Here is a 14992-nt window from a genome sequence, read left to right as displayed (position 1 = left end):
GAGTGGAAATTTTACGTGATGTAAATAAAAATGCGCATACGTTCTATGGAATTGAGTGTGCCACACTGTTACATGAAATTAATGTGGGAAAGATGCCCTTTGGGACCGCACATTGTAGCGTTAAGTCGTTCCAACATTCAGTTTCTCACTGCCATCATGAGAAAGAAAGTTTTTATATAATAAAGGGTAGTGGCTATATTATCTGCAATAATGTTAAGAGTGAAATTAAAGCTGGCGATCTTATTATTTTTGAACAGTTCGATAAGCATGCTATTTACAATGACTGTGATGATGAACTTCATTTTATTACACTTTGGTGGGAAGATGTGAAAAATCAGAAACAGTCATCCGAAGAATATTCTGGTGAGACGGTTATTTTTACCGCGCCGCCAACGCCTAACGGAAACCTACACCTTGGGCATCTTTCCGGACCTTACAGCGGTGCAGATATCTTTAAGCGGGGATTGCTGTTAGAGGGGAGAAAGGCGTATCACTCCTGCGGCCGCGATGACAATCAGACATATGTACTAAAGAAAGCCTGGGATGAGGGGCGTACTCCGGATATTTTGGCGGAGGATTATTCTAATCAAATTTTAGAAACGCTAAAATTATCAGACATTGAAATTGATCATTTTGAGAACCCTCTACTTTCAACTACACATGATAAGATTACGTGCGAACTGTTTAGTGATCTGTATGATAAAGGGTTTATTTATTCCAAAAAAACTGCGGCATTGTTCTGTGCAACGACAGGACGATATCTATTTGAAGCACATGTTCGTGGCGATTGCCCACATTGTGGTGAAGAGTCCGATGGAAATGCTTGTGAACAGTGCGGGCGGCCAAATGATGTTAGCGATCTCCTTAATGTTAAAAGTAAATATGGGAGTGGAGAGGTAATTCGTGGGCAAGTTGAACGCCTCTATTTCAAACTATCGGCTTTTACTGAAGAGCTAAAGTTATATGTTAATCAGGTAACAATGCCTGCGCATTTGCGCAAGCTTTGTAATAGTATGTTGGAAGAAGGGTTGCCAGATATTTGTGTTTCTAACCCAACAGACTGGGGAATTAATGTCCCGGTACCAACCTATTCTGAGCAGCGAGTATATGTTTGGTTTGAAATGGCAGCTGGATATCTTTCAAGTATAGCTGCACTGAATAAAACAGAACAGACGGACTGGAAAACATTCATGCTTAACCCGGAGAACCGTTATGTGCACTTCTTCGGCTTCGATAACGGTTATTTCCATGCACTACTTATTCCTGCGATTCTTATGGCGCATAATAAGGATGTTAACCTTCCAGCAGCTTTTATTGTTAATGAATTACTGAACCTGGATGGATTGAAGTTCTCGACAAGTCGTGGTCATCTTATTTGGGCGGCAGATATGCTTAAGAAGCAGCCTGCTGACTATCTGCGATTTTATCTTTCTTATATTCGTCCTGAAAGTAAAAAAGAAAATTTCACGCTGAGTGCATTTGAGAAGTTTGTTGAAGAAAATATACATGGTGGGATTTTAACAATGGTTGATAAAATCACCCACCTGGTTTATGAGGACTTCTCAGGGGTCATTCCAGAGGCTGGAGCATGGTCGACAGAGCAGATAAGCTATTTCCAGTCGCTTGGCACCATAATGGGGAATTTACGACAGTGTTACCAATTGGAGAATTTCTCTCCACAAAATGCCTCTTATCTCCTGTTAGAGCATGCTCGTAAATTACATAATTTTATAGATGCACAAATTTTCTTCCGTGGAAACAAAGCATCATATAATCACTATCGCACGAGTATCGCATTGGCTTGTGAAGGACTAAAAATATTCGCTATAGCTGCAAGCCCAATCATGCCTAATATTTCATTGTCATTATGGAAATACTTAGGTCATGAGGGGGAAATATTGTGGCATGATGAAATAAGCCTATTACAAAACTGCAAAGCAATTAAAGGATTATCATTTGGTGATTTTCATCAAAAAAATTACTCAGACGTTAAAATTGAAGAGGATATGAACTATGTTTAAGGAAGAATGTGAGTTAGCTGTAGATCTTCTTAGTGAAAGTGATCTTGATAATGTTGCATTACTCTTCAACGACTATCGAGTTTTCTATCAGCAGAAAACGGATGTCAGTGCTGCATACAATTTTATCAGCGAACGTTTTTTCAATAAGGAGTCGGTCGTTTTAGTCGCGAAAGCAGCAGGGAAAGTAGTTGGCTTCATTCAAATGTATCCTTCTTTTTCTTCTGTTCAGGCCAGGAAGATTTTTATCCTTAATGACTTATTCGTCAGGGCCGACTATCGTCAGTTAAAAGTTGGAGAGAGATTAATGCGCTTCTCTGAAGCGTATGCAAAAAAAGAAAAAGCCAGCATGCTTGTCCTTGAAACAATGTCTGATAATCTCACTGCGAAAAATCTTTATAAGAAAAGAGGATATGAACAGGAAGTCGGAGTGGAAATATATGCTCTGAATCTACAGGAAGCAGAATGAGTGGCATCTATGGTAACCTTGTTCTTTTTACAGTAACAACTGGGCTTACCTGCCTAATCCCGGGCATAACCGCAATGACTGTGGCATCTAATGGTTCCACCCATGGTTTCCGCAGTGTGGTAGCTACAATTGCGGGAATCATCGTTGCTAACACCCTGTTTTTCTTCCTGGTTGGATTGGGGGTGAAAACATTCATTGTAGCAGCACCTAAAACCTATAAAGTCATCCAGATGGTAGGTGTTGCCTATATGATTTATATGGGGTTTGTTTTTGTCAGAGCGAGTCGTACTAGTAATTTCGAACTGGCTGCTGAAAAAAAAGGTGTGTCAGATTTCAGGTCGGTAATATATCGTTCTTTTGTTCAGGGGTTCTATATTCAAGCTTTTAATCCCAAGGCTTTATTATATTACATTGCCTTGCTGCCCCAGTTCATTATTCCGAAGGAGAGTTTATTTTATCAACTGGTTATCTACTCTGTAATTACAGCTGTACTGGATGTTATTGCTTATGGAATGTATGGTTACCTGGGTACCATTATTAAGCGCTTTGAGTTAAATAATGTCAGTTACTATCTCAAATTGATGACGGGATTGTTATTGATATTTCTTGGGGTAAAAATGATCACTGTGTGATTTTTCTTATGGTCGTTTGCATCTCGCAAGCGACCATAATTTTATTCAATAAGTCATGACCTTTGAGGAGGTCATACTCAAACCTGATCTATTCAGCAAATAATTCCGTAGGCAATAAGGCTTTAAGCTGGTCATAAATAGCGCGGTTTGCCAGCAGCACCGGATTGCCATTTTTCAGGCCATCATTGGCGAGATAATCATTGGTGACGCCGCCGGCTTCACGCATCAGCACGATGCCGGGCAACCCATCCCACGGTGACATATGTGCTTCGAAATAGCCAATGAGCCGCCCGGCTGCGGCCCAGGCGCTGGTTAGTGCGCCAGAGCCGGTGCGTACGAACATTCCCCCTTCGGCCAGTAGCGCGTGGAGCAGCGGTATAATGCTCTCCGGCGGCATGCGGCTGGAGTGGCTGATACCCAAAACGCCTTCGCTCAGCTGTTGGGCTGGGCTTGCCTGAATGCGGGTTTCGTTAACCCAGGCACCTTTACCTTTGCAGGCGTGGAACAGCTCATGATGGTTGGGATCGCATACGATACCGATCAGCGGTTCATTGTGGCTTAACACCGCCAGCGAAACACACCAGTTGTGCAGGCCATTTAAAAAGCAGCTGGTGCCATCAATCGGGTCGATAACCCAGATGAAGCTGGCCCCTTCGATGTCACCGCCACTCTCCTCACCCAAAATGCCATCTTGTGGGAAGCGCTCGGCAATCAGGCTTTTTACCAGCTCCTCTACATTACGGTCGGCTTCACTGACCACATCCTGTAAATCCCGCTTGTGTTCCACCATCAACTGATGGCGTTGCTGATACCAGGATAATGCGCGACTGGCCGCCGCGCGTGCCACTTCGCAGGCATATTGATAACGGACATCGATTTCGTTCTGTGCAGCAGAGGCCATCTTCCCTCGTCCTTTCTTCCGGTGTTAAAACGCGACAAAAAGCGATAAATACTTAAGATTTATTTTATTAAGCCGGACTTGAGAGGCGGTGGCAAGGGCTATAGCGATTTGAACCCTTACGCATGGGTTTACAGCTGTTTTTGTTGGGCTAACTGCATTAAACGTGGGTAAAAACGGAAGAAAAACTGCTCCAGCGCAGCATAATTTGTAATGAAATCGTCATAGGAGTCGCGCAAGGCGGCGAGGCGAGGGCGTCGATGAGCCATGCCATTGAGTACCGGTGCCAGATAATCCGCCGTGGCGTAATGCTCCAGCCAGCGTTGACGCCACATGATCGCATTTAGCTCGGTAAATCCTTCGGGCGTGCCCGCCTGATGGGGGACGATGGCCTGTTCAGCCAGATCGACAAATGTGGTCAGAGACTGCTGGGGATGCAGCTCTTGCCAGTGACGAGCCAGAAAGTGATCCCATACCACATCCAGCGTGATCGGGGCGACGCGCCGGGTTTGCGCCCGGAACAGCTGCTTTGCCTCGTCGACTTCAGGCAGCGCATCGGTCATGGCGTCCAGCCGACGGTGCATCAGGATACCTTCAGCAACCGCTTCAGGCCACGCGTCATGGGGATTGCCACGAATAAAGTCGCCCAATAAATTGCCTAACAGCGAGCTGTCAGCAAGGTGGGCCAGATGGAGATGAGCGAGAAAGTTCATGGCGCATTATAGGCTAATGTTCCCTGTGCCAGCCAGCACGTTGAGTGCGGAATCGTTGAGTGGCTAATCTCTCTTTTTGCGTTAGTTCCATGCCAATGGTTCTGCATTGCCCGGTTTTCCGCTACACTATGCCGCCTATTTTTTGAACCTGGTCCGTTGTTGCCATGCGTGTTGCCGATTTTGCTTTTGAATTACCTGAGTCGTTAATTGCCCACTACCCACAGGCGCAGCGCAGTGGCTGCCGCTTGCTGTCGCTGGATGGTCCAAGCGGTGAACTGACGCACGGCGTCTTCACTGATGTGCTGGAAAAATTGCATCCTGGCGATCTGCTGGTGTTCAACAACACGCGGGTTATTCCTGCGCGTGTTTATGGTCGTAAGGCCAGCGGCGGCAAAATCGAAATGCTGGTCGAACGCATGCTGGATGAAAAACGCGTGTTGGCCCATGTGCGTGCGTCTAAAGCGCCGAAGCCGGGTGCCGAGCTGCTGCTGGGTGACGATGAAAGCGTGAAAGCGACCATGGTCGCCCGTCACGATACGCTGTTTGAAATCGCTTTTGACGATGAGCGTGCGGTGTTGGATATCCTCAACAGCGTCGGCCATATGCCGTTACCACCGTACATCGATCGCCCGGATGAAGAAGCCGACCGCGAGTTGTATCAGACCGTTTACAGTGAAAAACCAGGCGCGGTGGCTGCGCCGACAGCGGGTCTACATTTTGACGAACCCCTGTTACAGGCGCTGCGCGAAAAAGGCGTTGAGATGGCGTTTGTGACTTTGCACGTTGGCGCGGGAACCTTCCAGCCGGTACGCGTTGACAGCATTGAAGATCACACCATGCACTCTGAATATGCAGAAGTGCCGCAAGAGGTGGTCGATGCGGTGCTGGCGTGTAAAGCACGGGGTAATAAAGTGGTTGCCGTGGGAACCACGTCAGTGCGTTCTCTGGAGAGTGCAGCCCAGGCAGCCGACCAGGCGCTGATTGCCCCCTTCTTTGATGACACGCAGATCTTTATCTACCCTGGCTACCGCTATCAGGTGATTGACGCGCTGATCACTAACTTCCACCTGCCAGAATCGACCCTGATTATGCTGGTTTCGGCGTTTGCCGGTTATAAAAATACCATGGCTGCCTATCAGGAAGCCGTGGCTAAAGAGTATCGCTTCTTCAGCTATGGTGACGCGATGTTCATCAGCAAAAATAACCTGGCCATCGACGAAAAAGTCGGCGAATAACTCGCTCACTAATTGTTAGTCGTTTGAATAAAGCAAGAGCCTGGAGAGAAATCTCTGGGCTTTTTTATGCGTTCTCTCGCAATAAATATTTCTCGCCACGGTGAACTTTGTTATTTCGCGTTAGCGATACGTGTAATTATATTTTCAATCCCTTTCCTGGTGTGAATAAGTAAACACCTGCTCACCCGCCGACCAGCTTGTTATCTGCCCTGAGTTTATTAGCGTAACGGCTATATCTTTTTTTCATGAAAACGCCACTGGTGGCGGTTATTTAATTCTGCCAGTATCTGCGCCGGTTATTCAAAACGTCAATCTTTATCACGCGAATTATTCCTGCGTGATAGTTTCTCTTTTGCTTTCCTAAATTCCATACATTAGAGAAATGAAGCGTAAATTGTGATTGAATAAATCTTTCTGGTGCTTCAGAGGATGCACTGAGAAGAGGGTAGGTATTCTCACAGGGAGAGCATGAACATTTCAAAAGTAACTTCTGAGATAAAGCTTTATTAACTTTAATTCTGTGATTATATGAAGTTTGTTTTTCTTTGAGTTGTAAATAATGTGTACTACTCCAACGATGAATGTTGCACTATAGAAGTAAACAGCGCTGCTATAGTCATCGGTAAATAAATAGCCAAGAGAAAAGAAGATTAAAGTGTAAATGTAAGCAGAAGCAACTGAGAATGAATTATTAGATAAAACAGCGACAATAGACTTTAAATTTAATTCTTCGCTTGATTTTTCACTAAATGTTTTTTTTGTTTTCTTGTGAAAAACACGAAAGTAGAGCAGCTCGGATTTACTGAACCCATTGCTCTTAATCTTAACTTCAATTTTATTGAGGCGGTGTTCGGTCCTTGCATTCATGCTGGAGACTTCCATAAGTTTATACTCGCAAGCATTATATAAAAACAGTATGTTAGTGAAGATAGATTTCATATTTACTTCAAGAAATGTCACGGTTTTTAGGAACAGTCAGTGAGCGTTGAATGATGTAAGCATTGAGCATGCGAGTAGCGGCCCAACAGCCCCCAAGTGCCTATGCCGGTTGGCAGCAGCGGGCTGGGTTGGTAGAATGCGCCTCTTTTTTCTTAGTCACCAGACTGTTTCTCTGGTGGAGGTCCTGTGAAGTTTGAATTAGATACCACAGACGGGCGCGCACGCCGTGGCCGTCTTATTTTTGATCGCGGCGTGGTGGAAACCCCAGCATTCATGCCTGTGGGCACCTACGGTACGGTAAAAGGCATGACGCCGGAAGAAGTACAGGATACCGGCGCGCAGATCATCCTCGGCAACACCTTCCACCTGTGGCTGCGCCCAGGCCAGGAAGTGATGAAGCTGCACGGCGACCTGCATGATTTCATGCAGTGGCACGGTCCAATCCTCACTGATTCCGGCGGCTTCCAGGTCTTCAGCCTTGGTGACATCCGTAAAATCACCGAAGCGGGCGTACACTTCCGTAACCCAATCAACGGCGATCCTATCTTCCTTGATCCTGAGAAATCGATGGAGATTCAACACGACCTCGGTTCTGACATCGTGATGATCTTCGACGAATGTACGCCGTACCCGGCGGACTGGGACTACGCTAAGCGCTCTATGGAGATGTCTCTGCGTTGGGCACAGCGTAGCCGTGACCGTTTTGATAGCCTCGGTAACAAAAATGCGCTATTTGGCATCATCCAGGGCGGTGTTTACGAAGATTTACGTGATGTGTCAGTAAAAGGTCTGGTAGATATTGGCTTTGATGGGTACGCTGTGGGCGGCTTGGCAGTAGGGGAGCCAAAGGAAGACATGCACCGCATTCTGGAGCACGTTTGCCCGCAGATCCCTCACGATAAACCGCGCTATTTAATGGGCGTCGGCAAGCCAGAAGACCTGGTTGAAGGGGTACGTCGCGGCGTCGATATGTTCGACTGCGTGATGCCAACCCGCAACGCCCGTAACGGTCACCTGTTCGTTACCGATGGTGTGGTAAAAATCCGTAACGCGAAGCATAAAGATGACGTTTCGCCGCTGGATGCCGAGTGTGATTGCTACACCTGTCGCAATTACAGCCGTGCCTACTTGCATCATCTGGATCGCTGTAACGAAATACTGGGTGCACGCCTGAATACTATCCACAATCTGCGCTATTACCAGCGTCTGATGGCGGGTTTACGCAAGGCCATCGAAGAAGGTAAATTAGAGCACTTTGTTAGCGAGTTCTACCAACGGACGGGCAAAGCGGTACCGCCTTTAAACGTCTGATTATTCATCAATGAGGGAAAATTAATGAGCTTTTTCATTTCTGACGCTGTGGCTGCCGCAGGTGCACCGTCGCAGAGCAGTCCGTACTCTCTGGTCATCATGCTGGTGGTTTTCGGTCTGATCTTCTATTTCATGATCCTGCGCCCGCAACAGAAGCGTACCAAAGATCATAAAAAATTGATGGATTCGATCGGCAAAGGTGATGAAGTCCTGACCAATGGCGGCCTGGTAGGTCGTGTAACTAAAGTCGCTGAGACGGGTTACATTGCTATCGCGCTGAACGACACTACTGAAGTAGTGATCAAACGTGATTTCGTAGCTGCCGTCCTGCCGAAAGGCACCATGAAGGCGCTGTAATTTCTACTTCCCTAAGGGAACTGCCGTGTTAAATCGTTATCCTTTGTGGAAGTACATCATGCTGATCGTCGTGTTCGTCGTCGGCTTAGTGTATGCACTTCCCAACCTGTATGGTGAGGATCCGGCTGTTCAGATCACTGGTGCGCGCGGTGGCGCCGCCAGTGAGCAAACGTTGGATCAGGTTCAGAACGTATTAAAACAAGATAATATCCAGAGCAAATCTATCGCGCTGGAAAACGGGGCGATTACCGCCCGCTTTGCTAACACGGATGTGCAGTTAAGCGCCCGTGAAGCGATTATGAAGGTTCTTGGCGAGAACTATGTAGTTGCCCTCAACCTGGCACCTGCTCAGCCTGAATGGCTGCGGATGCTGTCAGCGGAGCCGATGAAACTCGGTCTCGATCTGCGTGGTGGTGTGCACTTCCTGATGGAAGTCGATATGGATACCGCGCTGGGTAAACTGCAAGAGCAAAATGCAGACAGTCTGCGTGGCGATCTGCGCGACAAAAACATCCCTTATACCAACGTCAATAAAATCGACAACTACGGTGTGGAAATTCGCTTTGCGGATGCCAACAGCCGTGACGCTGCGATCTCATACCTGACCTCACGTCATCGTGACCTCGTTATCACCAGCAGTGGAAGCAACGCGCTGCGTGCCGTCATGTCTGACGATCGCCTGCGTGAAGCGCGTGAATACGCGGTACAACAGAACATCACGATTCTGCGTAACCGTGTAAACCAGTTGGGTGTTGCTGAGCCAGTGGTTCAACGTCAGGGTGCTGACCGCATCGTGGTGGAACTGCCAGGTATTCAGGATACCGCGCGTGCGAAAGAGATTCTGGGTGCAACTGCAACGCTGGAGTTCCGTCCGGTTAACACCAGCGTTGATGCACTTTCTGCGTCTCAGGGCCGCGTGCCGGGTGACTCCGAAGTGAAGATGTCGCGTGATGGCCAGCCGGTTGTGCTGTACAAACGCGTTATCCTGACCGGTGACCACATCACGGATTCCACCTCCAGCATGGATGAGTACAACCAGCCACAGGTGAACATCTCGCTGGATAGTGCTGGCGGCTCGCTGATGTCTAACTACACCAAGGACAACATCGGTAAACCGATGGCGACCCTGTTTGTGGAGTACAAAGACAGCGGTAAGAAAGATGCCAACGGTCGTGCGATTCTGGTGAAACAGGAAGAAGTGATTAACGTTGCAAACATCCAGTCTCGTCTGGGTAACAGCTTCCGTATCACCGGCATCAATAACCCGAACGAAGCGCGTCAGCTCTCGCTGCTGCTGCGTGCCGGTGCGTTGATTGCGCCAATCCAGATTGTTGAAGAGCGTACCATCGGTCCAACTATGGGCCAGCAGAACATTACTCAGGGCCTTGAAGCTTGCCTGTGGGGCCTGATTGCCTCGGTTCTGTTTATGGTGTTCTTCTATAAGAAGTTTGGTTTGATTGCGACCAGTGCGCTGTTGGCTAACCTGGTATTGATTGTCGGCATTATGTCGTTGATCCCAGGCGCTACGCTGACCATGCCAGGCATTGCCGGTATTGTGTTGACGCTGGCGGTGGCCGTGGATGCAAACGTACTGATTAACGAACGTATCAAAGAAGAGCTGCGTAATGGGCGAAGCGTACAGCAGGCGATTCACGAGGGGTACAAAGGTGCCTTCTCCAGTATCGTGGATGCAAACGTCACCACCCTGATCAAAGTTATCATTCTGTATGCGGTAGGTACGGGTTCAATCAAAGGGTTCGCGATTACCACTGCAATTGGTATCGGTACGTCGATGTTTACCGCGATTATCGGTACTCGTGCCATCGTTAACCTGGTGTACGGCGGCAAACGCATCAACAAGCTGTCTATCTAAGGAGTGCGTTGTGGCACAGGAATATACTATTGAGCAGCTAAACCACGGGCGTAAAGTCGTCGACTTTATGCGCTGGGATAAGCTGGCGTTTCTCATCTCCGGCCTGCTGATTATTGCAGCGGTGGCGATCATGGGTGTGCGCGGTTTTAACTGGGGTCTGGATTTCACCGGTGGTACGGTGATCGAGATTAACCTGGAAAAACCAACCGACCTGGATACGCTGCGCTCAGCACTGCAACAGGCTGGCTTTGATGAGCCGCAGGTGCAGAACTTCGGCAGCAGCCGTGACGTGGTGGTGCGTATGCCACCGACCAGCGGCGCGGCAGGGCAGGAGCTGGGTACCAAAGTACTGGCGGTGATCAACCAGACTGCACAGCAGAACGCGACTGTGAAACGCATTGAGTTTGTTGGCCCAAGCGTTGGTAGCGATCTGGCTCAGGCTGGCGCGATGGCGCTGATGTCAGCATTGATTGCGATTCTGATCTACATCGGTTTTCGCTTTGAATGGCGTCTGGCGCTGGGTACCGTACTGGCGCTGGCGCACGACGTGATCATCACGGCGGGTCTGCTGTCACTGTTCCATATCGAAATCGATTTAACCATCGTCGCATCACTGATGTCGGTGATTGGTTACTCGCTTAACGATAAGATCGTGGTATCTGACCGTATTCGTGAGAACTTCCGCAAAATTCGCCGCGGTTCTCCTTACGACATTACTAACGTCTCTCTGACGCAAACGCTGAGCCGTACCATTATCACTTCAGCGACGACGCTGGCGATGATTCTGATTCTGTTCATCTTTGGTGGCGCACTGCTGAAAGGCTTCTCGCTCACCATGCTGATCGGTGTCACCATTGGTACTGTCTCCTCGATTTATGTCTCTTCAGCGCTGGCGCTGAAACTCGGCATGAAGCGCGAGCATTTGCTGGTGCAAAAAGTCGAGAAGGAAGGGGCGGATCAGCCATCGATCATGCCGTAAGCCTGTTTTAGCGCCTCAGCGCTGAAGCAGAGTGAGAGAGGGCGCATAGCAATATGCGCCCTTTTTTATCGCCTGAATTTAGCCTGCTAGTTGCCGCGAAAGCGACTGCGCTGCAAGGCATAAATTTGCTGGAGGGCATCGCGTGGGGAGATGGTGCGGAAAATATCACACATCATGCGGGCATCTGCGCGAATACCGCGCCACCAGCCCATTTTTCGGCCCTTAAGTGGGCTAATGACATGCGACCAGCCTACCACCTGTACGTGCAGTTGTAGCTCAATCCACAGGCTGTTCAGCCACACTTCCAGACCGAAACGGGGCAACTGGCGCATCTCTTTGAGTCGATCGGCCACCAGCGAGCGCGGAAATACCCGCTCACCAGAAATATAATCCAGTCCGATGGCGCGCCACAGTAACGGGCTATTGCTGCGCAGGCTAATGGTGGCATCGACACTGTGATGCAGCACCGGGTAGATCAGGGCGGTGATGTCATCGGTACTCAGGCCGACTAAATCCGCATCCAACAGCAGTATGTGGCTACCATGGCTGGCGGCGACACCCTGTGCAACGGCGGCGCTTTTCCCCTGATTACGTTTCAGCTGAATGACCCGCACGCGGCGGCGGCGCGCCACATTGACGGTGGCATCGCGAGATCGATCGTCCACCACAATGACTTCATGAATCAGTGGATGTCCTACCACTGCACTTAACACAGCATCAATGCGGGCGGCTTCATTGAAGGCCGGGATAATGCAGCTCACCGTGATGCAGTCACTTTCAGTCATCGTTCACCCCTGACGCGACAGGGCGGGATGTAGATGCTGCGTTTTGCCCGTGGTGCTCCCCGCGAGGGGCGTTCTGCAATATTGGCGATGATCTTTACTCCTCATTCATTTGTGGTGCATTCAGTGCGCTGGAAAGGACATTGCCTCGCCAGGTAAAACTGCGTCCAGCCCAGCACCATAGCCACAGTACCGGCAGCAGCACATCACGGATCATCATCGCCAGCACATCTCTTGCCCGGTGTGGCCAGCCAACGCTGTACGCCAGTGCCCACTCAGCGCCGTACCACAGCGCCATCAGCATCACGGGCACCAGTGCCGGGATAACCTCTTGCTGTACCAGCCACAGACTGCCGAGCAGTGCGGGCTGGGCACCGAGTAAGATTTCGGGTATGAATAGCCAGAAGAAGCCGAAGCGACGAATACGCGCCCAGCGCAGTTGACGCTGCCAGACGGCAGTAAAGCTGCGGCGACCAATGGGTTGATAGAAGGGGCGTGGTGGCAGAGTGACCTGCAGTCCGGCGTTGCGTGCCATTTTCGTGGAGGCGACATCTTCTGCTAGCTCGGCCCCAAGGGCGATTAAGCCGCCGTGCTGCTCCAGCACCTCTCGTCGCCAGCACAGGGTTTTCCCCTGGGCAAACCCCTTGCCGATGACATCAGAATTAAACTGCCAGCGTGCCTGGTGGGTATTCAGCATCGCCGCCTCGACGGCACCCCACAAATTTTCTGCCATGATGCCAATCGCCGGAGAACTCACCAGCGCAGTCTTATCTGTGGCCGAAGCGAGTAACACGCGCAGGTAGTCCGGCGGGAGCAGCAAATTGCTGTCTGCCATGACCAGCCATTCAGCCTGACTGTGCTGAGTGGCTTTCATCAGATTATTGATTTTTGGGTTAGCGGTGGCATGCATGTCGCCGATCAGTAGCTGGGCCTGCTGCTGCGGAAATTCGGCCATCAAGCGCTTTATCACAGGAATGATGGGATCGCGCGGAGAGGCAACACAAAACAGGATTTCATAGTGCGGATAGTTCTGCACAAAGCTGGAGCGCAACGTGGCTTCGTCAAAGCAGTCCAGCCCGCACACTGGGCGCGCAAGTGTAATAAAGGGCAGCGCAGTTGCCGATTGCCGCAGCGGTTGATGTAAACGCCAGCGCACCAGTAACAGTGAGCCGAGCTGAATGAGCGTCAGGAGGATGCAGGCGCTCAGTACCACAATCGTCATCAGATTCATGCCATTCCCTCTTCAGGCTGTTCAAGCTCTGCCAGTACGGAAAGGGGAGCCTCAGCCGCCTGCAACAGCGGTGCGCCACACCAGTCAATCAGGCTTAATGTTCCGTGATGATCTTCTACCAGCGCGCTCATGCTGCTGATCCAGTCGCCACAGTTAGCGTAAAGTGTGCCCTGATAGTGGTTCAACGCGGCGCGGTGTAAGTGCCCGCAAACCACACCATCGACCCCATGCTGACGTGCCAGGGCGACCAGCCGCTTCTCGATTAATCCTCCCCACGTCAGCAAGCTGTTAAACGCATCAACAAAGCCGGAGACAAACCCGCTCTGGCGTGGCTGATGATGTTTGGCGGCACAGCGCCGCATCCGCCCTTCAAGATAACTGCCCACGCGTGACATCAGATGAGAGCGACCAAGCCAGAAATCACAGCAGTGACCGTGAGTAATCAGGTAGCGACGCTTGTCGGCCGCCTGGTGAATCACATAGTCATGGTGAGCGGGAATTAACGAAGAGTGAGGATGGGTATCTTGAGGAGCGAGACAGGGATCGTGATTACCGGGGAGCCGTATTAGCGTCATTCCTGCCGCCTGACGGGCTTTCAGCAGCGAGAGGATCTCATCGTGCCGCGGGCTCCAGAATTGTGGCCGCCTTCGGCCAAGATCGAAAATATCGCCCACCAGATAGATGTTTTCGGCTTCGTGGGTCTGGAGAAAGTGCAGAATCTTCTCCACATGACACCCCTGAGCACCCAGATGTAAATCAGACAGGAACAGCGTGCGATATCGCGCCGCAGCGGGAAGACCAGCATAGCCTGGCATAACGTCCTCCTGATGAGGTGACGGAAAATCAATCAGTTTCCAGATCAGGCGCATTATAGGGGGCGGTATATGGACGTCCGATGACCGTAAGGTTGCAGAATTGTGTTGCAGTCAGGAGAGGGGCGTTTGACGTTCAGCAGCGCCTGGTGGACGCCGCTGAACCGGGGATCAGTGCGTCAACGGCTCGCCGTTGCTCATCACGTCATGTACGCGAATGAAACCAAGCTGTTCCGGGGCTAAGCCACCAAGATGTAAAGGCACGGTTACCGAAGATTGCGGCGTCAGGCTGGCGGGAATAACCAGCGTCTGTTGCTGGCTACTGGCATTGAGTGGTTTCCCACTGGTGGGATCGAGTTCACCCCAAACCACGCTGGCGCTCAGCGCCGGTAGCGGCTGATGGTTGCTGCTGCTCAGTGTCAGATCAACCCGGCTACCCTCAACATCCCCTTTGACCTGGCCGAGTGAAAGACGGATTTCGCCCAGTTGGGTTTGTAGCAATACGGGCGTTTTTGCCAGCGGCAGTAACCATGCCCCCTGTGCTGCCTGGCTATTGAGCTGCCCCTGGGTTTCCAGCGCTTCGGCCTGCCCAGTAAGCTGTTGCATCTGCTGGCTCAGTTGACTGACTTCCTGATGCAGTTGCTTGACCTGTGGTGAGGGCGTGGTGCTGCTACAGCCGCTTAAAATGAGCAGTGACAGGGCAAAGGGTGCGCAAAGCGTCCTGTTGAACATGTTTTTTCCTG

15 protein-coding genes are annotated in these 14992 nt (G+C 50.3%); 8 read left to right on the top strand and 7 right to left on the bottom strand.

From position 1 onward, the window contains the following. Positions 1-2 precede the first annotated feature (2 nt). Genes F3J40_RS17735 through F3J40_RS17725 form a run of 3 tightly spaced genes read left to right on the top strand, consistent with a single transcriptional unit; the run spans position 3 to position 3119 of the window. On the top strand, positions 3-2021 hold the full coding sequence (locus F3J40_RS17735) for a class I tRNA ligase family protein (RefSeq protein ID WP_167016659.1): 2019 nt from the start codon (positions 3-5) through the stop codon (positions 2019-2021). Then, the gene (locus F3J40_RS17730; protein ID WP_167016657.1) at positions 2014-2487 is read left to right on the top strand and encodes a GNAT family N-acetyltransferase; all 474 of its coding nucleotides are present in this window, start codon (positions 2014-2016) and stop codon (positions 2485-2487) included. Before F3J40_RS17735 ends, F3J40_RS17730 begins: the two co-directional genes overlap by 8 nt. Further along, a complete protein-coding gene (locus tag F3J40_RS17725) occupies positions 2484-3119 on the top strand; it encodes a LysE family translocator (protein ID WP_167016655.1) in 636 nt (211 codons plus the stop codon). Before F3J40_RS17730 ends, F3J40_RS17725 begins: the two co-directional genes overlap by 4 nt. A gap of 88 nt (positions 3120-3207) precedes the next feature. Here the strand turns inward: F3J40_RS17725 and F3J40_RS17720 are convergent, their stop codons facing one another. Together F3J40_RS17720 and F3J40_RS17715 are read right to left on the bottom strand one after the other, a co-directional pair. After that, the gene (locus tag F3J40_RS17720; protein WP_167016653.1) at positions 3208-4020 is read right to left on the bottom strand and encodes an inositol monophosphatase family protein; all 813 of its coding nucleotides are present in this window, start codon (positions 4018-4020) and stop codon (positions 3208-3210) included. Positions 4021-4148: 128 nt separating this feature from the next. Continuing rightward, positions 4149-4730 carry an ACP phosphodiesterase gene (locus tag F3J40_RS17715; protein ID WP_167016651.1) on the bottom strand — a complete coding sequence of 194 codons (582 nt, stop codon included), beginning with the start codon at positions 4728-4730 and terminating at the stop codon, positions 4149-4151. A 164-nt stretch (positions 4731-4894) separates the two neighbouring features. On the opposite strand from F3J40_RS17715, the gene queA reads away from it, so the two are divergent. After that, positions 4895-5965 (top strand): tRNA preQ1(34) S-adenosylmethionine ribosyltransferase-isomerase QueA, encoded by a 1071-nt coding sequence (gene queA / locus F3J40_RS17710; protein WP_167016649.1) that lies wholly within the window; start codon positions 4895-4897, stop codon positions 5963-5965. Between the two features lie 477 nt (positions 5966-6442). On the opposite strand, the gene F3J40_RS17705 is transcribed toward queA, so the two are convergent. Next, a complete protein-coding gene (locus F3J40_RS17705; RefSeq protein ID WP_167016647.1) occupies positions 6443-6832 on the bottom strand; it encodes a hypothetical protein in 390 nt (129 codons plus the stop codon). Positions 6833-7090: 258 nt separating this feature from the next. On the opposite strand from F3J40_RS17705, the gene tgt reads away from it, so the two are divergent. Genes tgt through secF form a run of 4 tightly spaced genes read left to right on the top strand, consistent with a single transcriptional unit; the run spans position 7091 to position 11424 of the window. Continuing rightward, positions 7091-8215, top strand: a complete 1125-nt coding sequence (gene tgt / locus F3J40_RS17700) for a tRNA guanosine(34) transglycosylase Tgt (protein ID WP_017347910.1) — start codon at positions 7091-7093, stop codon at positions 8213-8215. A gap of 24 nt (positions 8216-8239) precedes the next feature. Then, positions 8240-8572, top strand: a complete 333-nt coding sequence (gene yajC, locus F3J40_RS17695; RefSeq protein WP_017347909.1) for a preprotein translocase subunit YajC — start codon at positions 8240-8242, stop codon at positions 8570-8572. A gap of 25 nt (positions 8573-8597) precedes the next feature. Next, a complete protein-coding gene (gene secD, locus F3J40_RS17690) occupies positions 8598-10445 on the top strand; it encodes a protein translocase subunit SecD (protein WP_167016645.1) in 1848 nt (615 codons plus the stop codon). Between the two features lie 10 nt (positions 10446-10455). Then, positions 10456-11424, top strand: coding sequence for a protein translocase subunit SecF (gene secF / locus F3J40_RS17685; RefSeq protein ID WP_167016643.1), 969 nt, complete (start codon positions 10456-10458; stop codon positions 11422-11424). An 86-nt stretch (positions 11425-11510) separates the two neighbouring features. Here the strand turns inward: secF and F3J40_RS17680 are convergent, their stop codons facing one another. The 4 genes from F3J40_RS17680 to F3J40_RS17665 form a co-directional block, all read right to left on the bottom strand. Further along, the gene (locus F3J40_RS17680; RefSeq protein ID WP_167016641.1) at positions 11511-12209 is read right to left on the bottom strand and encodes a glycosyltransferase family 2 protein; all 699 of its coding nucleotides are present in this window, start codon (positions 12207-12209) and stop codon (positions 11511-11513) included. 94 nt (positions 12210-12303) lie between these two features. Further along, the gene (locus F3J40_RS17675; protein WP_167016639.1) at positions 12304-13437 is read right to left on the bottom strand and encodes a ceramide glucosyltransferase; all 1134 of its coding nucleotides are present in this window, start codon (positions 13435-13437) and stop codon (positions 12304-12306) included. Continuing rightward, positions 13434-14252 carry a UDP-2,3-diacylglucosamine diphosphatase gene (locus F3J40_RS17670; protein ID WP_167016637.1) on the bottom strand — a complete coding sequence of 273 codons (819 nt, stop codon included), beginning with the start codon at positions 14250-14252 and terminating at the stop codon, positions 13434-13436. The genes F3J40_RS17675 and F3J40_RS17670 overlap by 4 nt, the downstream gene beginning before the upstream one ends. A 168-nt stretch (positions 14253-14420) precedes the next feature. Next, complete coding sequence (locus F3J40_RS17665; protein ID WP_167016635.1) at positions 14421-14981, bottom strand: DUF3251 domain-containing protein; 561 nt, start codon at positions 14979-14981, stop codon at positions 14421-14423. Positions 14982-14992: the final 11 nt, after the last annotated feature.

This window comes from Candidatus Pantoea multigeneris (genome assembly GCF_011752615.1).
GTDB classification, from domain to species: Bacteria; Pseudomonadota; Gammaproteobacteria; order Enterobacterales; family Enterobacteriaceae; genus Pantoea; species Pantoea multigeneris.
Note: the sequence above shows the minus strand (reverse complement) of the source record. Positions and strands in the feature narration are given on the sequence as shown.

Coding starts and splice junctions, on each gene's coding strand:
- F3J40_RS17665 (WP_167016635.1), bottom strand. CDS start 14,981: ATGTTCAACAGGACGCTTTGCGCACCCTTTGCCCTGTCACTGCTCATT.
- yajC (WP_017347909.1), top strand. CDS start 8,240: ATGAGCTTTTTCATTTCTGACGCTGTGGCTGCCGCAGGTGCACCGTCG.
- F3J40_RS17730 (WP_167016657.1), top strand. CDS start 2,014: ATGTTTAAGGAAGAATGTGAGTTAGCTGTAGATCTTCTTAGTGAAAGT.
- queA (WP_167016649.1), top strand. CDS start 4,895: ATGCGTGTTGCCGATTTTGCTTTTGAATTACCTGAGTCGTTAATTGCC.
- F3J40_RS17670 (WP_167016637.1), bottom strand. CDS start 14,252: ATGCCAGGCTATGCTGGTCTTCCCGCTGCGGCGCGATATCGCACGCTG.
- F3J40_RS17715 (WP_167016651.1), bottom strand. CDS start 4,730: ATGAACTTTCTCGCTCATCTCCATCTGGCCCACCTTGCTGACAGCTCG.
- F3J40_RS17675 (WP_167016639.1), bottom strand. CDS start 13,437: ATGAATCTGATGACGATTGTGGTACTGAGCGCCTGCATCCTCCTGACG.
- F3J40_RS17720 (WP_167016653.1), bottom strand. CDS start 4,020: ATGGCCTCTGCTGCACAGAACGAAATCGATGTCCGTTATCAATATGCC.
- F3J40_RS17705 (WP_167016647.1), bottom strand. CDS start 6,832: ATGAATGCAAGGACCGAACACCGCCTCAATAAAATTGAAGTTAAGATT.
- F3J40_RS17680 (WP_167016641.1), bottom strand. CDS start 12,209: ATGACTGAAAGTGACTGCATCACGGTGAGCTGCATTATCCCGGCCTTC.
- F3J40_RS17725 (WP_167016655.1), top strand. CDS start 2,484: ATGAGTGGCATCTATGGTAACCTTGTTCTTTTTACAGTAACAACTGGG.